This window comes from Sphingomonas panacisoli, from assembly GCF_007859635.1.
GTDB lineage: Bacteria > Pseudomonadota > Alphaproteobacteria > Sphingomonadales > Sphingomonadaceae > Sphingomonas > Sphingomonas panacisoli.
Window position 1 is genome coordinate 3,330,393 of sequence record NZ_CP042306.1, and the last position, 19,425, is coordinate 3,349,817.

Here is a 19,425-nt window from a genome sequence, read left to right on the forward strand (position 1 = left end):
CAATTCAGGAAAAGGGCGGTCCCGTCGGGGCCGCCCTTTTTCTTTGTCCTACATCTTTAACACGCTGCGCAGAAAAGCGTCGGCCTTGGTCAGCATATCCGTCCGCGCGACATTGTCCTCGAGCTGGTGGTCGAGCCCTTTATATTCGTAGAATTCGACCTTCTTGCCCGCGCCTTTCAGCCGCGCCGCCATCAGGCGCGACTGGCCGATCGGCACGTTCTGGTCGACATCGCCCTGGAACATCAGCACGGGCGCCATGAACTTGGCGACGTTGCGCGCCGGCGAGCCTTGCTCGGCGACGATAGCATCGCCGAAGACCGCATCGAGTTGCGCCTTGCTCGAACTGCCCTGGGCATCGTCCTTCATCTTGCCCCAATCGGTGACGGGCGCGATGGCGACCACCGCCTTGAACAGGGTAGGATCGACGACTTGCGACTGCAGCGCCGCGTAGCCGCCATAGGACCAGCCGACGATCGCCAGTTTCGACGGATCGGCGATGCCCTGCTTGATCATCCAGCGTCCGGCATCGTTGATATCGCCGATCGCGGTTCGCCACGATCGAATGCCGTTCTTGTTGAACCAAGCGTCACCATAGCCACTCGACCCGCGAAAATTGGGCTGGATGACCGCGAAACCGCGATTGGCGAAGAATTGCGGCACCCAATCGAAATTCCATTCGTCCCGCGCGGTCGGGCCGCCATGCGGATAGACGATCACGGGCAGATTCTTGCCGTCGCTGCCCGGCGGCAAGGTGAGGTACGCGGGCACCATCGTGCCGTCGGCCGCCGGATATTGGATCGCCTTGACCTGGGCCAACTGGACATCGGCCAGCTGCGGACGGGCCATCATGATCTCGCTCAAGCGCTTGGTCGATCGATCGAAGAAATAGAAATGGCCGGGATCCGAATCGCTGGCCGCGAAGATGACGAGTTGTTGCTCGTCGGCGCTGGCATCGACGATGCTGATGCGCGGCGTTTTCGGTAGCGCTCTCGATAGCGCGGCGGCGAGGCTCTTGAGCGCCGGATCGAACATCGTGTTCGTTCGCTTTTCGGTGACCCAGCTCGCGCCGACGACGCGGTGCTGGCGCCCCACTCTCGTCAGACTGTCGATCGGGGCATCGGGGCGGTCGAAGACCAATTCCTTCTTCAAGCTGCCGTCGAGCGCGATCTTATAGAGCCCGGTGCGCCCGTTCACCTTCTCCAGCCCGTAGACCACGTCGAGGTCCGGATCGACCGCCTCGGGCACGAAGCCGTCCGCCTGATAGTTACTCCAGGTAACGGTCGTCAGCGGTTGCCAGTTGCGGTCATCCTTCTTTCGATAGCGGTAGATGTAGGTACCGGTCGATTGGTCGAGCGAATTGCTCTTGGCGATCGCCATGATCCGCACATGGCCGCGCCCATCGCTGATGTAATCGGTCGCGCCGGGGCTGGGCGGTTCCACCGTCTGCCGCGACAGGGTGCGCGTATCGACGCGATCGACGCCCAGGCCCTCCCGGGTATTCGACGTGATCGTGCCGGTCGATCCTTCGGGGATGTAGACGCGCGTCATCAAAACGCTGCCGTCACCCTTGCCGCCCGTCCAATCGACGAGGTCGCCGCCGTTCAGCGCGAACCCCATCGCTTCGCCGGTCTGGCGCGCGGTCAGCTCCTTGAGGCCGGTGCCGTCGGCATTGATCGCCATCATCCGCGATATGCCCATCTTGTCGCCGTATACCGTGCCGATCATGTAGATGTTGCAGATCAGTCGCGTATCGCTCGCCCACCCGCAGTCAGTCAGTCGATCCGGCGAGCCGCTTGAGGATAGGACCGGTTTGAAATCTCCCGAACCGTCGACCTTAGCAATCATGACGACCGACCCGCGCCCTTCGGTCGGCTGGATCACCGCCAGCGTCTTGCCGTCGGGTGAAATGCTGACGTCGAGCACGCTGTCCCGTGCGCCGAACGCCTTGGCCGCCTCCGTCGCGTCTAACGACTTTGTCTGCGCCGCCAGACCGACCGAGAGCGACGCCGTCGCCGCGATCCCGAGGATCGCCATTCCGAAATTACGCATCCTACCCCCAAACGCCTGATTGCCTGGAGAATAAGCGCGCCGTTTCCGTTGGCAACTGCGGACGGCTTGTGCGTGCGGTGCCGCACTGCCAAACAGCGGTCACGTCGAACAGGGGTTATCTATGCGCCGTCTCGCTCTCGCTGCTTTGACCCTCGCCTGTGCGCCGGCACTTGCCCAGTCCAGCGTCCCCGCCATCTCGGTCGATACGCTGAAGGACGTTACCAAGACGCTGTCGTCGGACGCGTTCGAAGGCCGCGCGCCCACCACCCCCGCCGAGGCCAAGACGACCGACTATATCGTCGAGCGGATGAAGGCGGCGGGGCTGAAGCCGGGCAACAACGGATCGTGGTTCCAGGACGTGCCGCTGGTCGAGCTGACCGCGCAGAATATGACGCCGCTGACCTTCACCGGGGGCAAGGCACCGGTCAGCCTGACCTACCGCACCGACATGGTGCTCGCGACGTATCGCGTGACGCCCAAGATTGACCTCCGGAATTCGGACGTCGTGTTCGTCGGCTACGGGGTCAACGCGCCCGAAAAGGGCTGGAACGACTATGCCGGCATCGACGTGAAGGGGAAGACCGTCGTCGTGCTGGTCAACGATCCCGACTGGCAGACGGTCGGGAAGGACGGTTTGTTCGAGGGCAAGGCGATGACCTATTACGGCCGCTGGACCTACAAGTTCGAGGAAGCGGCGCGTCAGGGCGCCGCCGCGGTGCTGATCGTCCACGATACCGAACCCGCCGCGTACGGCTGGGGCGTCGTCCAGTCGAGCTGGACCGGGCCGCAGCTCGAACTCGACGAGAAGGGCGATCATATGGATCAGTCGGCGGCGGTCGGCTGGATGCAGCTTGCCAAGGCCAAGGAGTTGTTCGCTAGCGCGGGCAAGGACTTCGCGGCGCTGTCCGCTGCCGCGAAGGTCAAGGGATTCAAGGCCGTACCGCTTGGCGTCAAGGCGTCGGTCAGCTTCACCAACACGATCAAGCGCCAGGCGTCGAAGAACGTGATCGGCATCCTGCCGGGTACCGAGCGGCCGAACGAGACCGTGCTGTTCACCGCGCATTGGGATCACCTCGGCCGCTGCGATGCGGTCAAGGGCGACGACATCTGCAACGGTGCGCTCGACAACGCCTCGGGCGTCGCCGGGCTGATCGCGCTGGCCGAAGCGCAGACCAAGGCTGGGTCGGCCAAGCGCTCGATGGTGTTCATGGCGGTGACCGCGGAGGAATCGGGGCTGCTCGGCTCCGAATATTATGCGCGCAATCCGGTCTATCCGCTCAAGGATACGGTGGGCGGGGTCAACATGGACGGGCTCAACGTCGTCGGCCCGTCGAAGGACGTCGTCGTCACCGGCTTCGGCAAGTCCGAGCTCGAGGATCTGATGAAGCCGCTGATCGAGGCCCAGGGGCGGGTGATGAAGCCCGAGCCCAATCCCGAACGCGGCGGCTATTTCCGGTCCGACCATTTCAGTTTCGCGAAACTGGGCGTGCCGATGTTCGACGGCGGATCGGGCGAAGATTTGGTCGATGGCGGGACGGCCAAGGGGCATGCCGCAGTGCTCGATTACATCGCCAACCGCTATCACAAGCCGCAGGATGAATATGATCCGGCCTGGAACTGGGCGGGCGCGGTGCAGGATTTGAGCTTGTACTTTCAACTCGGACGCCAGCTCGCGATGAGCGATGCTTGGCCGAACTGGTACACGACCGCCGAATTCCGCAAGATCCGCGACAAGGACCGCTCGCCCAAGTGACCAAACTTCCGCCCCCTAAACCCGAATGGGCGCCGCATAAGGCCGTGTGGATCGGTTTTCCGAGCCATCCCGAACTGTGGGAACTCGATCTCGAGCCGGCGCGCGACGAGGTCATCGCGTTCGCCGAGGCCGTCCATGCCGGCGGCAAGGGCGAGCAGGTGCTGCTGGTCGCCGCCGACGAGGAAGCGGCGGCGGCGGCACGGCGCCGCGCGGGGGATATCGCGCGCGTCGTGGTCCAGCCGTTCGGCGACATCTGGCTGCGCGATACGGCCGCGATCATCCGGGGCGACGGCGTCGCGGCGGATTTTCAGTTCAACGGTTGGGGCGGCAAATACGATCTGCCCGGCGACGACGATGTCGGCCTGCGATTGGCGGAAGCGCGCAACAAGAAGGTCGAGAGCTTTCCTTGGGTGCTCGAGGGCGGCGCGATCGACGGCGACGGTACCGGCCTCGTCGTGACGACCGAGCAATGCCTGCTCAACCGCAACCGCAACGGCGCGATGACGCGCGACGAGATCGAGGAGTTGCTCTACCGCGATCTCGGCTATGACGAGGTGCTATGGCTCGGCGACGGGCTGCTCCACGATCATACCGACGGGCATGTCGACAACCTCGCCAGGTTCGTCGCGCCGCGCACGCTCGCGGTGCCCGAGGCTTCGGACAACGACCCCAACTGGCAAGTCTATCAGCGCGCGGCGCAGAAGGCGGCGCAGCATGAGGGCGTGACGGTGGTCCCCGTGCCGTCACCAGGCCGCGTATTGCGCGACGAGGAGATCGTGCCGGCGAGCTACATGAACTTCTATATCGGCAATGCGAGTGTGGTGGTGCCGCTCTACGGTGCCGACAACGATCAGGCCGCAGTTGCCGCGATCGGTGCGCTGTTTCCGGGGCGGCAGACGATCGGTCTGCGCGCCGATCACATCCTAACCGGCGGCGGCAGCTTCCACTGCATCTCGCAGCAGATTCCGATCATTTAACCGTCGGATGACGGCTATTGCAGCGTCACCCGATCCTCGCCGTCGTGGCGGCCGAAGAATTGCATCAGCTGGACCGTCAGTTCGGCGCGCGCGGGCAGATCGGGCGCTTCGAGCAGCGCCTGCTTCGCCGCCGCATCGAACGGCGCGATCTGGGCAATGCCGTTGACCAACGCCTCGTCGTCGAGCCGCGCGACCGAATCCCAGTCGACCGCATAACCCTGCGCATCGGCAAAGCGGCGCGATTCGGTTTCCAGGCTCGCGCGATGCGCGATCGACAGCGCTTCGGGCTCGTCGGGCGTCGGCAACAGGTCAGCCTCGACCTGGCGGAACGGCGTCGTCACCTCCAGCTCGCGGACGATGCGGAACAACGACAATCCTTCGAGCACGATGTCGTAGCGACCGTCGTCTAGCGCCTCGACTTCGGCGATCCGCCCGACACAGCCCAGATCGAACAGATCGGGCTTGGCGCGGTCGCCGCCGCGCGGCTGGATCATCCCGATCCGCCGGTCGCGCGCCATCGCGTCGCTGATCATCGCCCGATAGCGCGGCTCGAAGATGTGTAGCGGCAAATGCATGCGCGGAAACAGCAGCGCGCCGCTCAAGGGAAAGATGGAAAGCCGCGTCGTCACGTGAACAATATCGCCGACAGCCTGCGGCGCTGGCCCGATACCCAAGGGTCTTCGAGCCCGACGACTTCGAGCAGCTTGAGGAATTGCGTGCGCGCCGCCCCGTCGTTCCAGTCGCGGTCCTTCGCGACGATCGCCAACAGCGAATCGGCGGCGGCGTCGCGCTCGCCCGCCGCCATCTGCGCGTTGGCGAGGTCGAAGCGGGCCTGCATGTTCTCCGGATCGGCGTCCGCCGCGGCGATCAGCGGCTGGAGATCGGCGGCGGGCGGCGCCGACCGCGCGAGGTCGAGCGCGGCACGGGCGCGATCGATCTCCGGCGCCTTCGCCGCTTCCTCCGGCACTGCCGCCAGCATCGCATCGGCATCGGCCAACCGGCCGGCGGCTACGAGGGCACGGACTCGCCCCGACACCACCTCGGGATGATCGGGTGCGATCTCGGCGATCTGCTCGAACACCGACAGTGCACGCTCGGCATCGCCCTCGGCCAGGACCTGTTCGCCCATTGCGATCAGCGGTTCGATTTCTGCCTCGGTCTTCGCTTCCGCGCTGTCGACCGGCAATTGCTTCAGGATCTGGTCGAGCATCCCCTTCAGCTGCGATTCTGTCCGCGCGCTGGTCAGGTCGGCGACGAGCTGGCCCTGGAACATCGCATAGACGGTCGGGATCGACTTGATCTGGAATTGCGCGGCGATGAACTGGTTGGCGTCGGTGTCGATCTTCGCCAGCAGCACGCCCTTGTCGGCATAATCGGCCGCGACCTTTTCGATCACCGGCGACAGCGCCTTGCATGGGCCGCACCATTCGGCCCAGAAATCGATCATCACCAGCTTGGTCATCGACGGCTCGACGACATCGCGGCGGAACGCCTCCACGGCTTCCTTTTCGGCGGCGGTCATTCCAAGCGTGGCCACGTATCGTCTCCGGTGAAGTTGAGGCCCTTATGTGGGCGCTCGCCCTCGCAAGCCAAGGGTTTTCGCGCCGTGATCGACGGGGCTTGCGAAGGGCGGGGGCCGGTGCTAGTGGCCCCGCTCCCAACGCGACCGTGGTCTCACGGCGCGACGCCAGAGCGGGCGTAGCTCAGGGGTAGAGCACAACCTTGCCAAGGTTGGGGTCGAGGGTTCGAATCCCTTCGCCCGCTCCAGCTTCTTGCCGCGAAATAGCGGCGCTATTTCGCGAATCGCAAGAAGCACGGCCGGCAGCGCGAAGCGCTGACCGACGACGCGGCTTTGCCGCGGCGGAGCTTGAGAGTCTCACAGACGTTTTCCCCGCATGCCCTCCAGCGTTATCCGCTCCTTCGCCTACGACCCCGCGGCCCAAGTCCTCGACGTTCAGTTCGTCTCCGGCCGCCGCTACGCCTATCTGGACGTCCCCGCCCGCGTTGCGGCCGCGCTCCACCGCGCCGCATCCAAGGGCGGGTTCTTCAACCGTCGCATCCGCGACCGCTATCGCTTCGCGCGCCGCTGACGCCTATCGTGCGGGCATGGCAGACATTCGAATCGGGATCGGCGGCTGGACCTACGAGCCGTGGCGGGGCGTGTTCTTCCCCGACAAATGGCCGCACAAGCGCGAACTGGAATATGCGGCGTCCAAGCTGACCGCGATTGAGGTCAACGGCACCTATTATTCGGGGTTCAAGCCCGCCACGTTCGCGGGCTGGGCGGAAGTCGTGCCAGACGACTTCGTCTTTACGCTCAAGGCATCGCGCTTTTGCACCAACCGCAAGGTGCTGGCCGAGGCGGGCGAATCGATCCAGCGGTTCACCGGCCAGGGAATCGTCGAGCTGGGACCGAAACTCGGCCCGATCCTGTGGCAGTTCATGGCGACCAAGAAATTCGACGCGGACGATTTCGCCGCTTTCTTGAAGCTGTTGCCCGCCAAGCAGGATGGGGTTGCGCTGCGTCACGCGGTGCAGGTCCGGCACGACAGCTTCCACGTCCCCGAGTTCGTCGCGCTGTGCCGCGCGGCGAACGTCGCGATCGTCTATGGCGAATCGCCCGATTACCCGGCGATCGCCGATGTCACCGCCGAGTTCGTCTATGCGCGACTGGAAAGCTCGGTCGATGAGGAGCCGGCGGGTTACTCGCCCAAGGCGCTCGATCGCTGGGCGAGCATTGCCAAGGATTGGGCGGCAGGCGGCTCGCCCGACGGCCTACCCTATTTCGCCACGCCGGCGCTCAAGCAGCCGCGCGACGTGTTCGTGTTCTTCATCTCCGGCGCGAAGGTCCGCAATCCGGCGGCGGCGCAGGCACTGATCGAGCGCGTCTAGCGCGCCGGCACCGCGTTGATTGTCGCTGCGCTGACGACGCGCCCCGACAAAGCGGCGGCTTCGAGCACGTTGAGTGCCTTGCGCGTTTCGACATAGCGTTTCGCGCCGGTCATCCACCCGGTCGCTTGAGACGCGCCGGGCAGCTTGCCGACCTCTTCAGCTGCCGCTTCGACCTGATCCTGGGCGAGCATTCGCCGTATCCGCGCGAGCCGTTCGCTCGGCACGGGTGAGGGCGTGTTTTTCGGATGGACGACGATCAAGCTGCCGAGCAGCCGCCATACCGCGCCACCCCACCCCGCATTGCCCGACGGACCCAGCGCCAATTGCGGTCCGATCTGGTCCAGTCCAAGCCGCAGATCTTCGGTCGTCACCGGGTCACGTGCCATGGCGACGACGGCCGCGACCTCATTGGGTTGGGTGACGCCGAAGCGGTCGCGCAATTGTTGCTCCAGATATCCCAACGGAAGACCGCGCGTGATCTGCCGCCGCGCCGCGAGCGCAATCATCAACCCCTCGGCACGCGTCGCATTGCCATAGGCATTGGCCGAGGCCGCGGTGATCGCCGCCCCGCGCTGTTCGAGCGCGGCGAGCTGGGCCGCGAGCAGTTCCTGGCGTGCCGACAGCGAGGCGGGATCGGTGCTGACCGGCGGCGTGACGATGACCTTGGTCGGCTGCGGCGCTGCGGCGGCGGTTTGCGGCTGCGTGGTGGCGTCGGGCGCGCGGAGGCGATTGACCGCCCAGACCGCGATCATCGCGCCGACCAGGAACGTTGCGAGAGCGATCCCGCCGACGGTCGCCAACGTCAGGCGGCGGGGAGCAGGCGCGGGCAGAACCGGCGCGGGGGGCGGCGTGTCGTCGCTCATCGCATCCTTATCCGCGCGGGCGGCGGCGGGGTCAATCGGCGAGGCGCCGGGCCAGCGCGATCAGGGCCGCGTCGTCGGGTACCGGAGCGGCGGCGATGTCGGCCCAGCCCGGTCCGGCGGCCGCCGCGACGGGGTCGCTGATCGCGGCGAGGCGGATCGACGCCCGGGTAGAACCGGCGATTTCGGCGAGGCGCTGTGCCGCGCGGGCGGAGTGAAGCAGGGCAACGGTACCGGCCAGAGCGTCGGCGACTTGCGGCGTGATCGGCAGCGGATCGCTCGCATAGACGGTTATGGTCTCGGCAACGACGCCGCCTGCATGGACGCGCCGCTCGCGCCCGCCCAGCAGCAAGGCGCGGGTGAAACCGCGTTCGGTGAGCGTCGCGACGAGCTCGGCACCGTCGCCATCGCCCGTTTCGGCAATCGTCAGTCCCCGCGCCCGGGCTGCGGCTGCGGTGGCGGGGCCGACAGCGAATACGGGCAAGTTGGCCAGCGCATCGAGCCCCGGTCCGGCGAACCGTGGTGCGTTGGCGCTGGTCAGGATCAGCGCGTCGAATCGTGCGGGATCGGGTAGCGCCCAATCGACTGCGCGTACCGCGAACAACGGCATGCGGATCGCGGTCAGCCCGGCGGCTTCGATCCGGGCGGCGGTCGCGGCGTTGCCCGGTTCGGGTCGCAGCACCGCGACCGCACGGCTCATCCGCCGAACCCGGCGCGGACCGCCGGCGGGGCGCGGTCGAGCAAGGCGCGGGCGAGATCGCGCGCGAGTGCCTCTCCATCCGGGCCGCTCGCGTCGGCCGCGACATGCTCGGCGCCATCTTCGGAAAACAGTTCGGCACGCAGCGTGACGGTGTCGTCATCGATCGTCGCCAGCGCGGCGACCGGCGAATGGCACGTCGCCTCGAGCGCCGCCAGCAACGCCCGCTCGCATCGCACTGCGCGGCTGGTGGCGGTATGGTCGATCGCGCCGAGCAGCCCGCACGTCATGGCGTCATCGGCGCGGCACTCCACGCCGACCGCGCCTTGTGCCGGGGCGGGGAGCATCTCGTCGAGCGCGACCGGCGTGCCGACATCGTCGCGGCCCAACCGGATAAGTCCCGCCGCCGCCAGCAACGTCGCGTCCGCTTCGCCCGCCGCCAGCTTCGCCAATCGCGTATCGACATTGCCGCGGAACAGCACGACCGACAGATCGGGCCGCGCGCGCAGCACCTGCGCACGGCGGCGCGGGCTGCTGCTGCCGACCACGCCCCCTTCGCGGATCGCGGCCAGGCTATCGGCGCCCACCAGCCGGTCGCGGACGTCCGCGCGCTCCAGCATCGCGGCGATGACGATCGTCTCGGGCCGGATCGTCTCGACGTCCTTCATCGAATGCACCGCGATATCGATTTCGCCGCCGAGCAGGGCGCGGTCGAGTTCCTTGGTCCACAACGCCTTGCCGCCGATCTCGGCCAGTGCGCGATCCTGCACGCGGTCGCCGGTGGTCTTGATGACATGGATCTCGCACGCAACGCCGTGCGCCGCGAACAGCGCGTCCGCGACCATATTGGCTTGCGTGAGGGCGAGCGGCGATCCGCGCGTGCCGAGTTTGAGGACAGCCATTCCCGCCCCCTACACCGTTCGTGCTGAGCTTGTCGAAGCACGTGTTCCGGTCACGCCCTTCGACAAGCTCAGGGCGATCGGTATAGGGAAGCGAAATGTTGATCTTGGGCCTCGAATCCTCGTGCGACGAGACCGCGGCGGCGCTCGTCACCGGCGACCGCCGCATCCTGGCGCACAAGCTCGCGGGGCAGGAAGCGGCGCACGCGCCTTATGGCGGCGTGGTGCCGGAGATCGCCGCGCGCGCGCATGTGGAGGTGCTGGAGCCTTTGGTGGCGGCGGCGCTCGACGAAGCGGGCGTGACGCTGGCGGAGGTCGACGCGATCGCCGCGACCGCCGGGCCGGGGTTGATCGGCGGGGTCATGGTCGGGCTGGTGACCGGCAAAGCGCTCGCGCACGCGGCGGGCAAGCCCTTGGTCGCGGTCAATCACCTCGAAGGTCATGCGCTGAGCCCGCGGCTGGCCGACCCCGATCTCGACTTCCCCTATCTGCTGCTGCTCGTGTCGGGCGGGCATTGCCAGCTGCTGCTGGTGGAGGGCATCGGGCGCTATCGTCGGCTCGCGACGACGATCGACGATGCGGCGGGCGAGGCGTTCGACAAGACCGCCAAGATCCTCGGTCTCGGCTTTCCCGGTGGCCCGGCGGTCGAGCGCGCGGCGGCGCAGGGCCGGCCGATCGTCCCGCTGCCGCGCCCGCTGCTCGGATCGCCCGAGCCGCATTTCTCGTTCGCCGGCCTCAAGAGCGCCGTGTTGCGCGCGCATGACGCGGGGACGTGGTCGAAAGAGGACATCGCCGCGAGTTTCCAGCAGGCGGCGGTCGATTGCCTGGTCGATCGCACCCGGCGCCAGCTCGGCGATATCGACGCGACCGCGCTGGTCGTCGCTGGCGGCGTCGCGGCCAATACGGCGGTGCGATCGGCGCTCGAAGCGCTGGCGGGCGACTATCGCCTGCCGTTCAGCGTCCCGCCGCAATGGCTGTGCACCGACAATGCCGCGATGATTGCCTGGGCCGGGGCCGAGCGCTTCGCCGCCGGGCTGACCGACCCGCTCGACGTTGCCGCGCGGCCGCGCTGGCCGCTCGATCCCGACGCGGAGAAGGTGCGCGGCGCAGGAGTGAAGGCATGAAGATCGGCGTCATTGGCGGGGGCGCATGGGGGACGGCACTGGCGCAAGTCGCAGCGCAAGGGGCGGCACCCGTCATCCTGTGGGCGCGCGAGCCGGAGGTGGTTCACTCGATCAACCACCACCACGTCAACGAGCTGTTCCTGTCGAGCGTGCCATTGTCGCCGACGATCACGGCGACCGACGATCTCGATGCCTTGCGCGCGGTGGATGCGGTGCTGGTCGTCGCGCCCGCGCAACATGTCCGCGCGGTGCTGAGCGCGACCGATTTCGGATCCACGCCGCTCGTCTTGTGCGCAAAAGGTATCGAAGCCGGCACGCGGATGCTGGTCGGGGAGGTCGCGCGCGAGGCCCAGCCCAACGCGCCGATCGCCGTCTTGTCTGGCCCGACCTTCGCGCACGAAGTGGCGGCGGGATTGCCGACCGCGGTGACGTTGGCGTGCGAGGACGCGGCGTTGGGGGTGGCGCTGGCCGAGCGGCTCGCGGCGCCGACCTTCCGCACCTATGCGTCAGACGACGTGATCGGCGCGGAGATCGGCGGGGCGGTCAAGAACGTGCTCGCGATCGGCTGCGGCGTGGTCGAGGGCGCACGGTTGGGCCAGAATGCGCGCTCAGCCCTGATCGCACGCGGCTTCGCCGAAATGACTCGGTTCGGGCTAGCGCGGGGCGCACGGGCGGAGACGATGGCGGGATTGTCGGGGCTCGGCGACCTTGTCCTGACCTGTTCATCGACCAGCAGCCGCAACTTCTCGCTCGGCGTCGGACTCGGCGAGGGGCGATCAGCACGCGAATTGCTCAGCGATCGCCGCACCGTGGCGGAGGGCGCGTTCACCGCGCCCGTGCTGCGCGACGCCGCGGCCGAAGCGGGCATCGACATGCCCGTTTGCGAAGCGGTCTGCGCGCTACTCGACGGCGCGCCGGTCGGCGACGTGATCGGTGCGCTGCTCAGCCGCCCGCTGCGCGAGGAACGCGGCTAGGGCTTCTTGAACTTGTAGATGAACTGATCGGTTTTTCCGCGAACCGATTTGTCGAACACCGCCTTGGTCTTATCGTCCGCCGGGTTGGCGAGCAGCCGCGATTCGCCGACGAACGTGAAGCCGGCGGCGGTCACTTGCTTCTTGACGATGTCCGGGTCGATCCGATGCAGCGTGTCGGTATCGCGCATCCCCGATCCCGCCGCCGCGGCATGATCGATGATCAGGAAGATGCCGCCGGGCTTGAGCGCCGCGAACGCCGCCTTGTTGAGGATCGCCGGGTCGAGCGAACCCATGAACTTGTCGGCGTAATCGTGATAGTTTTGCGAGGTGAACACGAGATCGACCGGTTCGGCGGCCTTGAGTTCGGTCGCGGGCTGGATGCTCGCGCTGATGTTGCCGAACGCCGGATCCGCGGCGAGCGCGGTATAGTTGCGCACGTCAGTCCCCGCTTCCTGGGCATAGGGCTTGGCCCAGATGCCGTAGACGTGGCCGCTCGGCCCGACGATCCGCGAGAAGGTCCGCGTCCAGTATCCGCCGCCCGGGATCCAATCGATCACCTTGTCGCCGGCCTTCAGTCCCGCGAACGCGGCGATTTCCGGTCCATGTCGCCGCGCGTCGGTCGCCGTGTCGCGCGCCAGCTTGGTGTCCGCCGTCGCGGTATTGCTCGTATCCCAGCCCTTGGTACAGCCGGCGAGCGACGCCGCGGCGAGCAGCGCGATCGCCAGCCTCACTTCAGCGGTTTCCGGAACTTGTAGACGAACTGGTCGGTCGTACCGCGGATCGTCGGGTCGAACACCTTGAGCGTGTGGTCGTCCTTGGGGTTGGCCAGCACGGTCGATGCGCCGACCCATTCGAACCCGGCCGCCATCACCTGCTTCTTGACGATTGCCGGGTCGATCCGGTGCAGCGTTTCGGTATCGCGAAGCCCCGACCCCGCCGCCGCCGCGTGATCGATCACGATATAGGTGCCGCCCGGCTTGAGCGCCTTGAATATCGCGGCATTGAACGCGGCGAGTGCCGCTTCGCCGCCTCCCTTGTTGGGTACGTCGTGATAGTTCTGCACGGTCCAGACCAGATCGACGGGCTTGTCGACGGTCAGGATCGCGGGGTCGAGCACCGCCGATACGTTGGTCAGGCCGCGCGCGTCGAGCGCCGGCTTGCCCTTCTCGGCATAACCTGCTGCGGCGGCCGGCCACACCGCCCAGACGTGACCGGTCGGGCCGACGACGCCGGTGAAGATCCGCGTCCAGTAAGCGGCACCGGGGATGATATCGACGACCGTGCTGCCGGCCTTGGCGCCCGAAAAGGCGACGACCTCTGCAGCGTGGCGGCGGGCGTCGTCGCCGGCCTGGTCGGCGCGCGCGGGATCGGCGAGCGCCTTCGTGATGGCGGGGGACACCGACTCCTTGGCAACGATCGCGGCCGGAACCGCCAGCGCGGCACTCGCCGCCAACACCATGCTCCACCGCATCGTCCGTCTCCCTTTGATTGTTCGAGTTCTACACGTCCAGATTGGCCACGCTCAGCGCATTCTCCTGGATGAATTCGCGGCGCGGCTCGACCACGTCGCCCATCAATCGCGTGAAGATATCGTCGGCCATGTCGGCCTGGTCGATCGCCACGCGCAGCATCGACCGGTTGGTCGGGTCGAGCGTGGTTTCCCAGAGCTGCTCGGCATTCATTTCGCCCAGCCCCTTGTATCGCTGGATCGACAGCCCCTTGCGTCCCGCCGCGAGCACCGCGTCGAGCAGCTGCGACGGTCGCGCGACGAGCATTTCGCCCTTGCCGATAATCAGCGCTTCTTCCTCGGGCTCCTCACCCTCGGCGGCGTCCGTGTCGGCCGTGGTATCTTCGACGCTTTCGGTTCGCTTGATCGACACGAGCTTGCGCGCGCCCACATAGAGCTCGGCTTCCTCACCGGCGAGGCCGTGGAGCTTGCGCGCTTCGGTCGAGACGATGAACGCCGCTTCGACGATGTGATGGTCGGTCACGCCGCGCCACAGCCGCTCGAAATGGAACCCGCCATCGTCGGTCATCCGTGCGGTCCAGCGCGCCTCGGGATCGCCCTGGTCGAGCCGGCGCGTGACTTCGGCCAGCCGCGAGGCACGTTCGCCGCTTGCGATCGCCGGATCGAGCGCGCCGCCCAGCGCGAGCGTCTCGATTATTACGGGATCGTAACGACGTGGAACATAGCGCATCAGCGTGCGCATCCGCCGCGCATGTTCGACCAGCTTGAACAACGGCTCGCCCGAACCGATGCCGTCGAGCGAGGTCGCCTGCGTGCCGTTGCGCACCAGATAGTCGTCGAGCGCGCTTTCGTCCTTCAGATACTCGACCGCCTTGCCGCGCGTCGCCTTGTACAGCGGCGGCTGCGCGATCAGCAGGTGCCCGGCCTCGATCAATTCGGGCATCTGGCGATAGAAGAACGTCAGCAGCAAGGTGCGGATATGCGCGCCGTCGACATCGGCGTCCGTCATGATGACGACCTTGTGGTAGCGCAGCTTTTCCAGGTTGAACTCGTCGCGGCCGATCCCGGTACCCATCGCCTGGATCAGCGAAATGATCTCCTTCGACGACAGCATGCGGTCGGTGCGGGCGCGTTCGACGTTCAGGATCTTGCCGCGGATCGGCAGGATCGCCTGGAACTCACTGTCGCGGCCGGATTTGGCGGAGCCACCGGCGGAATCGCCCTCGACGATGAACAGTTCGGACTTGGCCGGATCGCGTTCGCGGCAATCGTGGAGTTTGCCGGGCAGGCCGCTGACGCCCATCACCGACTTGCGCGACGCATCGCGAGCCTTGCGCGCGGCTTCGCGGGCGGCGGCGGCGTCGATGATCTTTTGGACGATCGCACGCGCGTTCTGCGGGTTCTCTTCCAGCCATTCGGCGATCTTATCGGCGAGCAGGCTTTCGAGCGGCTGGCGCACCTCGGACGAGACGAGCTTGTCCTTGGTCTGCGAACTGAACTTGGGGTCGGGCAATTTGACCGAAACGATCGCGGTCAGTCCCTCGCGCATGTCGTCGCCGGTCAGCGACACCTTCTCCTTCTTCAAAAGCCCCGATTTCTCGGCGTAATTGTTGAGCGTACGCGTCAGCGCCGAGCGGAACGCCGCCAAGTGCGTGCCACCATCCCGCTGCGGGATGTTGTTGGTGAAGCACAGCACGTTTTCGTAGTAGGAATCATTCCATTCGAGCGCGACGTCGATGCCGATATCGTCGCGCTGGCCGTTGACCGAGATCGGCTCCGGAAACAGCGGCGTCTTGGTGCGGTCGAGCCACTTCACGAACGCGGCGATCCCGCCTTCGTAGAACAGTTCGACGGTCTTCGGCTCCTCGTGCCGCGCGTCGGTCAGGAACAGCCGCACGCCGGAGTTAAGGAAGGCGAGCTCGCGGTAGCGGTGCTCGAGCTTTTCGAAGTCGAATTCGGTAATCTTGAAGGTCGCGGGGCTCGGCAGGAAGGTGACGCGCGTTCCCTTCTGGCCCTCCGCGGCCTTGCCGATCACCTTCAGGGGCGCGACCGCGTCGCCATGGGCGAAGCGCATGTAATGCTCCTCGCCGTCGCGCCAGATGTTGAGGTCGAGCCATTCGCTGAGCGCGTTGACCACCGACACGCCGACGCCGTGCAGGCCGCCGGACACCTTGTACGCATTGTCGTCGCTGGTGTTCTCGAACTTACCGCCGGCGTGGAGCTGGGTCATGATGACCTCGGCCGCCGACACGCCTTCCTCGGCATGAATGCCGGTCGGAATGCCGCGGCCGTTGTCGGTCACGCTGACCGAACCGTCGGGGTTGAGCGCGATGTCGATGCGGTCGCAATGCCCCGCCAGCGCCTCGTCGATCGCGTTGTCGGATACTTCGAACACCATGTGGTGCAGGCCAGATCCGTCGTCGGTATCGCCGATATACATGCCGGGACGTTTGCGGACGGCGTCAAGGCCTTTCAGCACCTTGATCGAATCGGCGCCGTAGTCGTTCTTGTTGGGGTCTTCGCTCATGCCCAGCATATAGGGATGGAGGGCGTGAAACGGAAGCGAAATGGGCGCGTTTCGGTGCATTGGCAGCAACCGGTCGCGCGGCTAGTTTCGCCCCGAATTACAACGGGAGACGGGCATGAGGGCGATGATCGCGGCGGCAATGGCTTTGACGGCGGTACCGGCGTTCGCGGCGGATGCGCCCATGCCCACTTATCCCGGCGTCCCGGCCGACCTGGCGAAGGCCGCGATCGCATTCGACCGCGCGCAGGTTAAGGCCGACGCCGCGGCGCTCAAGGACCTGCTCGCCGACGATTATCTGCTGATCAACAGCCAGGATCAGCGCGAGACCAAGGCGCAGTTCATCGCCGACTACACCGCCACCGGCTTCACGATGAACCCGTTCGCGATCGACGATCAGGTGATCAAGGTCTGGGCCGGCGGCGCGATCCTGGGCGGCGCGGTGACCGCGACGGGCATGTCCGACGGCAAGCCCTATTCGATCCGCCTGCGCTTCACCGACGTCTGGGCAAAGCGCGACGGCAAGTGGCGCGTGATCTTCACCCACGCCAATCGCGCCGTCGCCAAGCCCTAGAACAACAGCTTGCGGATCCCGATCCGGATCGTGCGTCCCAGCGGGTCGAGATAATCGGGCTGGTAGCTGATCGGCGTATTGCCTGCGGCGTCGCGCACGCGCTGTCGCGAGTCGAAGAGGTTATCGACGCTGACGACGAAGCGCGTGCCGATCAGCCATTTGTGCTTGGCGATCAGGTCGAGCCGCGTCGTCGGATCGAAGAACAGCCGCAGATTGGCGGTGGCGAGGCTGGAGAAATTGAGCGTCGTCGGCGCCGCGATCGTCCCGCCGTCGACGCGCGTGCCGCTCTGCCAGTTGACCGACAGTCGCAGACCCAGCCCGTTGTTGCTGTAGCCTGCCTGCGCCTCGAGTTCGTGTCGCGGCTGGCCGCCCGATCCGATCGCGCCGCCGTTGAGCAGGTCGATGACCGGCACGCCCGGCGCGATCTCGACGCGGTCGGTGAAGTGCCACGTGTGATAGAGCGCGAAGTTCAGCCGCCCGCCGCCCCCGCCAGGGCCGCCGCCGCCAAAGCGTCCGCCGCCGCCGCCGCCCCGCCCGCCGAAGCCGCCGCCCCCGCGCTGACCGCCGCCCGTCGCGTTGGCGGGCGGCGGTGCGCCGTCTGCGGGCGGCTGTCCGTTGGCCGGCGGCGGTGGCGGATTGTTCTGCCCGCCTTGCCCGTCGCGCCCGCGGAACCCCTGGCTCAGCGTCCCGCCGAACACGCTCTGCGAGTTGCCCAGGTTGCGCAGTCCCGCCAGCGCCGGCCGCGGATCCGGGCCGGTGCCGGCACGGAACGCCTCGATCTGCTTCTGCAGTTTCGACTTGAGCGGCTTCGAGAAGTTGATGCCCCAGCGCAGTTCCGAACTCTCGGTCCGCGCGAAGTTGACCGGCCGCGCGTCGATCGCGGTCAACGTGCCGTTGACTCGCGTGAAACGGCTGGGGAAGGCCGCCTCGATCGCGGCGGTCGCCGCCGGGAAGCTGGCGGTGGCGTTGCGCACCGACGTGTTCACATAACTCGCGGTCAGCGTCAGGTCGGTCTTCTCGAGCGGCTTGATCGTCAGGCCCAGCCTGAAGCTGTGCTTGGTATCGGCCAGCAGAAACGGGTTGCCGCCCGATGTGCTCGACACGGTGACGGTCTGGCCGGTCACATAGTCGAAGATGCGCACGTTCGGCGTGACGATCACCGGCGCGCCGAGTTGTGTCGCCGACGGCGCTTCGTCCTGGTCGATCATCGACGCGATCACGCGCACCGCATTGATCGGCGACCAATTGACGCCATAGCCGATCGTCTTGAGCGTGCTGAAGTCCGACACGCTGTCGAGCGCGAAATTGCCATTGATCGACAGGTCGCCGATGAACGCCAGCACGTCCTTGGATTTGCTCGCGATCGGCACGTCGAGATTGATCTGGCCGTTGGCGACGTTGCGGGTGATGCTGCCGCTTTGATTGATACCGAAGCGCGACGAGCGGCTGTCGAGCCGCGACAACGACCCGCCGACGCGAATCGCGGTCGAGACATTGCCCGCGGGCAGCTTGAACAAGGTACCGTTGACCAGCGCGTTCACTTCGCCCGTATTCGAGGTCGAAAAACCGCGATTGGCGGCGGGGACGCCCACGGTCCCGGCATCGGTGAAGGTCTGGCTGTCGACGCGGTCGTAATTGCTCGTCAGCGACCAGCGCCACGCGCTGCCGAAATCGCCGTTGGCGGTGCCGCCCAAGTGATAGGTCATCGACGTGTTGCGCTGGCCGATCACGAAGTCCGAGTTGGGCGCAAAGCCCTGCAGCCCGTTCGATTCGCTATAGGCGACGGTGCCGTTGAGCGTCGTCGAGACCTTGCCGATCGGCCGTGCATAGACCGTCCCGAAATCGAGCGCGCGCGTGAACGGCAGCAGCGTGCGGAACGGCCGCGGATCGAGCGTATTGCCCGCGATCGGCGCGATGTCGCGCTCGCTTTCGAGCAGGGCCGACGACTGCGTATAGCCGGTATGGATGCTCAGCCGCGTGTCGCGGTTGATGTTCAGGATGTCGAGCGTGCCGTTGGGGGTGTTGCGCCCGCCCTCGGTCGCGATCCGGTCGCCCGCTTCGAGCGTCAGCGCACGGAAGCGGCGGCGCAGCACGAAATTCACGACCTTCTGGTCGGCGCGATAGCCGTATTTGAGCGCGACTTCCTCGGGCAGGATATCGACTCGCGCGATCGCCTCGGTCGGCAAGTCGCGGATTTCGGCGAAGCTCGATATGCGGCGGCCGTTGAGCAGCACGACCGGCATGCCGCCGCGCCCGCTGGTGGTCTGTGGTGCGAGTTCGGTCAGCAGGTCGGACACGCTGCTGACCCCGTACGACCGGATATCGGCGGGGCCGAGCTGTTGTTCGGGCGGAATGTCGCCGATCACCGACCCGGGCAGGTTGCGCGATCCGGTGACGATGATGTCCGGCTCGTCGCTGATCGCGCCGTCGTCGGCGGGCGGCGGGGTGGGTGTCGGGGTTGGTGCGGCCTGTGGTTTGGCAGCAGGCGCGGCGACCGGCGCCGGCGCGGCGGGCGCCGCTGCGGGCGGGGTGGTCTGCGCGTGCAGGGCGGTCGGCGCGACGCCGCTGAGCAACAAGGCAAGGCTGAACGATCGGCGCATTTCTGTACTATTTTCCGCAAACTGGTCCGGGGAC

Annotated in this window: 17 protein-coding genes and 1 tRNA gene; 8 read left to right on the forward strand and 10 right to left on the reverse strand. The window is 66.8% G+C overall.

The features are described 5' to 3' along the window. Positions 1 to 48 precede the first annotated feature (48 nt). Entirely contained in the window at positions 49 to 2,049 is a 2,001-nt protein-coding gene (locus tag FPZ24_RS16605) for an alpha/beta hydrolase family protein (protein ID WP_240047532.1), read from the reverse strand. Between the two features lie 121 nt (positions 2,050 to 2,170). Between FPZ24_RS16605 and FPZ24_RS16610 the strand changes: the two genes are divergently transcribed. Together FPZ24_RS16610 and FPZ24_RS16615 are read left to right on the forward strand one after the other, a co-directional pair. Further along, a complete protein-coding gene (locus FPZ24_RS16610; protein WP_146573889.1) occupies positions 2,171 to 3,802 on the forward strand; it encodes a M28 family metallopeptidase in 1,632 nt (543 codons plus the stop codon). After that, positions 3,799 to 4,779: an agmatine deiminase family protein gene (locus tag FPZ24_RS16615; protein ID WP_146573891.1), complete on the forward strand. Its 981-nt coding sequence runs from the start codon at positions 3,799 to 3,801 to the stop codon at positions 4,777 to 4,779. The genes FPZ24_RS16610 and FPZ24_RS16615 overlap by 4 nt, the downstream gene beginning before the upstream one ends. Positions 4,780 to 4,793: 14 nt before the next feature. On the opposite strand, the gene FPZ24_RS16620 is transcribed toward FPZ24_RS16615, so the two are convergent. Both FPZ24_RS16620 and FPZ24_RS16625 read right to left on the reverse strand, forming a co-directional pair. Beyond that, entirely contained in the window at positions 4,794 to 5,354 is a 561-nt protein-coding gene (locus FPZ24_RS16620) for an LON peptidase substrate-binding domain-containing protein (RefSeq protein ID WP_146574660.1), read from the reverse strand. A 50-nt stretch (positions 5,355 to 5,404) separates the two neighbouring features. Next, complete coding sequence (locus FPZ24_RS16625; RefSeq protein ID WP_146574657.1) at positions 5,405 to 6,301, reverse strand: tetratricopeptide repeat protein; 897 nt, start codon at positions 6,299 to 6,301, stop codon at positions 5,405 to 5,407. 170 nt (positions 6,302 to 6,471) lie between these two features. On the opposite strand from FPZ24_RS16625, the gene FPZ24_RS16630 reads away from it, so the two are divergent. From FPZ24_RS16630 to FPZ24_RS16640, 3 genes are all read left to right on the forward strand, one after another. Next, a tRNA-Gly gene (locus tag FPZ24_RS16630) sits at positions 6,472 to 6,546 on the forward strand. Positions 6,547 to 6,674: 128 nt separating this feature from the next. Next, positions 6,675 to 6,869 carry a KTSC domain-containing protein gene (locus FPZ24_RS16635; protein ID WP_146573893.1) on the forward strand — a complete coding sequence of 65 codons (195 nt, stop codon included), beginning with the start codon at positions 6,675 to 6,677 and terminating at the stop codon, positions 6,867 to 6,869. Positions 6,870 to 6,885: 16 nt separating this feature from the next. Next, entirely contained in the window at positions 6,886 to 7,671 is a 786-nt protein-coding gene (locus FPZ24_RS16640; RefSeq protein WP_146573895.1) for a DUF72 domain-containing protein, read from the forward strand. Here FPZ24_RS16640 and FPZ24_RS16645 read toward each other — a convergent pair. The 3 genes from FPZ24_RS16645 to hemC are packed head-to-tail and all read right to left on the reverse strand — an operon-like array spanning position 7,668 to position 10,130. After that, the gene (locus tag FPZ24_RS16645) at positions 7,668 to 8,534 is read right to left on the reverse strand and encodes a hypothetical protein (RefSeq protein WP_146573897.1); all 867 of its coding nucleotides are present in this window, start codon (positions 8,532 to 8,534) and stop codon (positions 7,668 to 7,670) included. The genes FPZ24_RS16640 and FPZ24_RS16645 overlap by 4 nt on opposite strands. Positions 8,535 to 8,565: 31 nt before the next feature. Further along, positions 8,566 to 9,231: a uroporphyrinogen-III synthase gene (locus FPZ24_RS16650; protein ID WP_146573899.1), complete on the reverse strand. Its 666-nt coding sequence runs from the start codon at positions 9,229 to 9,231 to the stop codon at positions 8,566 to 8,568. Continuing rightward, a complete protein-coding gene (gene hemC, locus FPZ24_RS16655; RefSeq protein ID WP_146573901.1) occupies positions 9,228 to 10,130 on the reverse strand; it encodes a hydroxymethylbilane synthase in 903 nt (300 codons plus the stop codon). Before hemC ends, FPZ24_RS16650 begins: the two co-directional genes overlap by 4 nt. A 95-nt stretch (positions 10,131 to 10,225) precedes the next feature. On the opposite strand from hemC, the gene tsaD reads away from it, so the two are divergent. Then, a complete protein-coding gene (gene tsaD, locus FPZ24_RS16660) occupies positions 10,226 to 11,251 on the forward strand; it encodes a tRNA (adenosine(37)-N6)-threonylcarbamoyltransferase complex transferase subunit TsaD (RefSeq protein WP_146573903.1) in 1,026 nt (341 codons plus the stop codon). Then, a complete protein-coding gene (locus FPZ24_RS16665) occupies positions 11,248 to 12,225 on the forward strand; it encodes an NAD(P)H-dependent glycerol-3-phosphate dehydrogenase (RefSeq protein WP_146573905.1) in 978 nt (325 codons plus the stop codon). The genes tsaD and FPZ24_RS16665 overlap by 4 nt, the downstream gene beginning before the upstream one ends. On the opposite strand, the gene FPZ24_RS16670 is transcribed toward FPZ24_RS16665, so the two are convergent. The 3 genes from FPZ24_RS16670 to gyrB are packed head-to-tail and all read right to left on the reverse strand — an operon-like array spanning position 12,222 to position 16,220. Continuing rightward, positions 12,222 to 12,956, reverse strand: coding sequence for a class I SAM-dependent methyltransferase (locus FPZ24_RS16670; protein ID WP_146573907.1), 735 nt, complete (start codon positions 12,954 to 12,956; stop codon positions 12,222 to 12,224). The genes FPZ24_RS16665 and FPZ24_RS16670 overlap by 4 nt on opposite strands. Continuing rightward, entirely contained in the window at positions 12,953 to 13,696 is a 744-nt protein-coding gene (locus tag FPZ24_RS16675; protein WP_146573909.1) for a class I SAM-dependent methyltransferase, read from the reverse strand. The genes FPZ24_RS16670 and FPZ24_RS16675 overlap by 4 nt, the downstream gene beginning before the upstream one ends. Positions 13,697 to 13,724: 28 nt before the next feature. Continuing rightward, complete coding sequence (gene gyrB, locus FPZ24_RS16680; RefSeq protein WP_146573912.1) at positions 13,725 to 16,220, reverse strand: DNA topoisomerase (ATP-hydrolyzing) subunit B; 2,496 nt, start codon at positions 16,218 to 16,220, stop codon at positions 13,725 to 13,727. 115 nt (positions 16,221 to 16,335) lie between these two features. On the opposite strand from gyrB, the gene FPZ24_RS16685 reads away from it, so the two are divergent. Then, on the forward strand, positions 16,336 to 16,791 hold the full coding sequence (locus FPZ24_RS16685) for a nuclear transport factor 2 family protein (RefSeq protein ID WP_146573914.1): 456 nt from the start codon (positions 16,336 to 16,338) through the stop codon (positions 16,789 to 16,791). Here the strand turns inward: FPZ24_RS16685 and FPZ24_RS16690 are convergent. Next, on the reverse strand, positions 16,788 to 19,391 hold the full coding sequence (locus tag FPZ24_RS16690; protein ID WP_146573916.1) for a TonB-dependent receptor: 2,604 nt from the start codon (positions 19,389 to 19,391) through the stop codon (positions 16,788 to 16,790). The two genes, FPZ24_RS16685 and FPZ24_RS16690, sit on opposite strands and share 4 nt — an antisense overlap. Between the last annotated feature and the right edge of the window lie 34 nt (positions 19,392 to 19,425).

Bases quoted from the DNA above. Each gene is read 5' to 3' on its own strand.
- FPZ24_RS16685 (WP_146573914.1), top strand. From the start codon at position 16,336: ATGAGGGCGATGATCGCGGCGGCAATGGCTTTGACGGCGGTACCGGCG.
- tsaD (WP_146573903.1), top strand. From the start codon at position 10,226: ATGTTGATCTTGGGCCTCGAATCCTCGTGCGACGAGACCGCGGCGGCG.
- FPZ24_RS16610 (WP_146573889.1), top strand. From the start codon at position 2,171: ATGCGCCGTCTCGCTCTCGCTGCTTTGACCCTCGCCTGTGCGCCGGCA.
- FPZ24_RS16625 (WP_146574657.1), bottom strand. From the start codon at position 6,301: ATGACCGCCGCCGAAAAGGAAGCCGTGGAGGCGTTCCGCCGCGATGTC.
- hemC (WP_146573901.1), bottom strand. From the start codon at position 10,130: ATGGCTGTCCTCAAACTCGGCACGCGCGGATCGCCGCTCGCCCTCACG.
- FPZ24_RS16645 (WP_146573897.1), bottom strand. From the start codon at position 8,534: ATGAGCGACGACACGCCGCCCCCCGCGCCGGTTCTGCCCGCGCCTGCT.
- FPZ24_RS16635 (WP_146573893.1), top strand. From the start codon at position 6,675: ATGCCCTCCAGCGTTATCCGCTCCTTCGCCTACGACCCCGCGGCCCAA.
- FPZ24_RS16620 (WP_146574660.1), bottom strand. From the start codon at position 5,354: ATGCATTTGCCGCTACACATCTTCGAGCCGCGCTATCGGGCGATGATC.
- FPZ24_RS16640 (WP_146573895.1), top strand. From the start codon at position 6,886: ATGGCAGACATTCGAATCGGGATCGGCGGCTGGACCTACGAGCCGTGG.
- FPZ24_RS16675 (WP_146573909.1), bottom strand. From the start codon at position 13,696: ATGCGGTGGAGCATGGTGTTGGCGGCGAGTGCCGCGCTGGCGGTTCCG.
- FPZ24_RS16665 (WP_146573905.1), top strand. From the start codon at position 11,248: ATGAAGATCGGCGTCATTGGCGGGGGCGCATGGGGGACGGCACTGGCG.
- gyrB (WP_146573912.1), bottom strand. From the start codon at position 16,220: ATGAGCGAAGACCCCAACAAGAACGACTACGGCGCCGATTCGATCAAG.
- FPZ24_RS16690 (WP_146573916.1), bottom strand. From the start codon at position 19,391: ATGCGCCGATCGTTCAGCCTTGCCTTGTTGCTCAGCGGCGTCGCGCCG.
- FPZ24_RS16605 (WP_240047532.1), bottom strand. From the start codon at position 2,049: ATGCGTAATTTCGGAATGGCGATCCTCGGGATCGCGGCGACGGCGTCG.
- FPZ24_RS16650 (WP_146573899.1), bottom strand. From the start codon at position 9,231: ATGAGCCGTGCGGTCGCGGTGCTGCGACCCGAACCGGGCAACGCCGCG.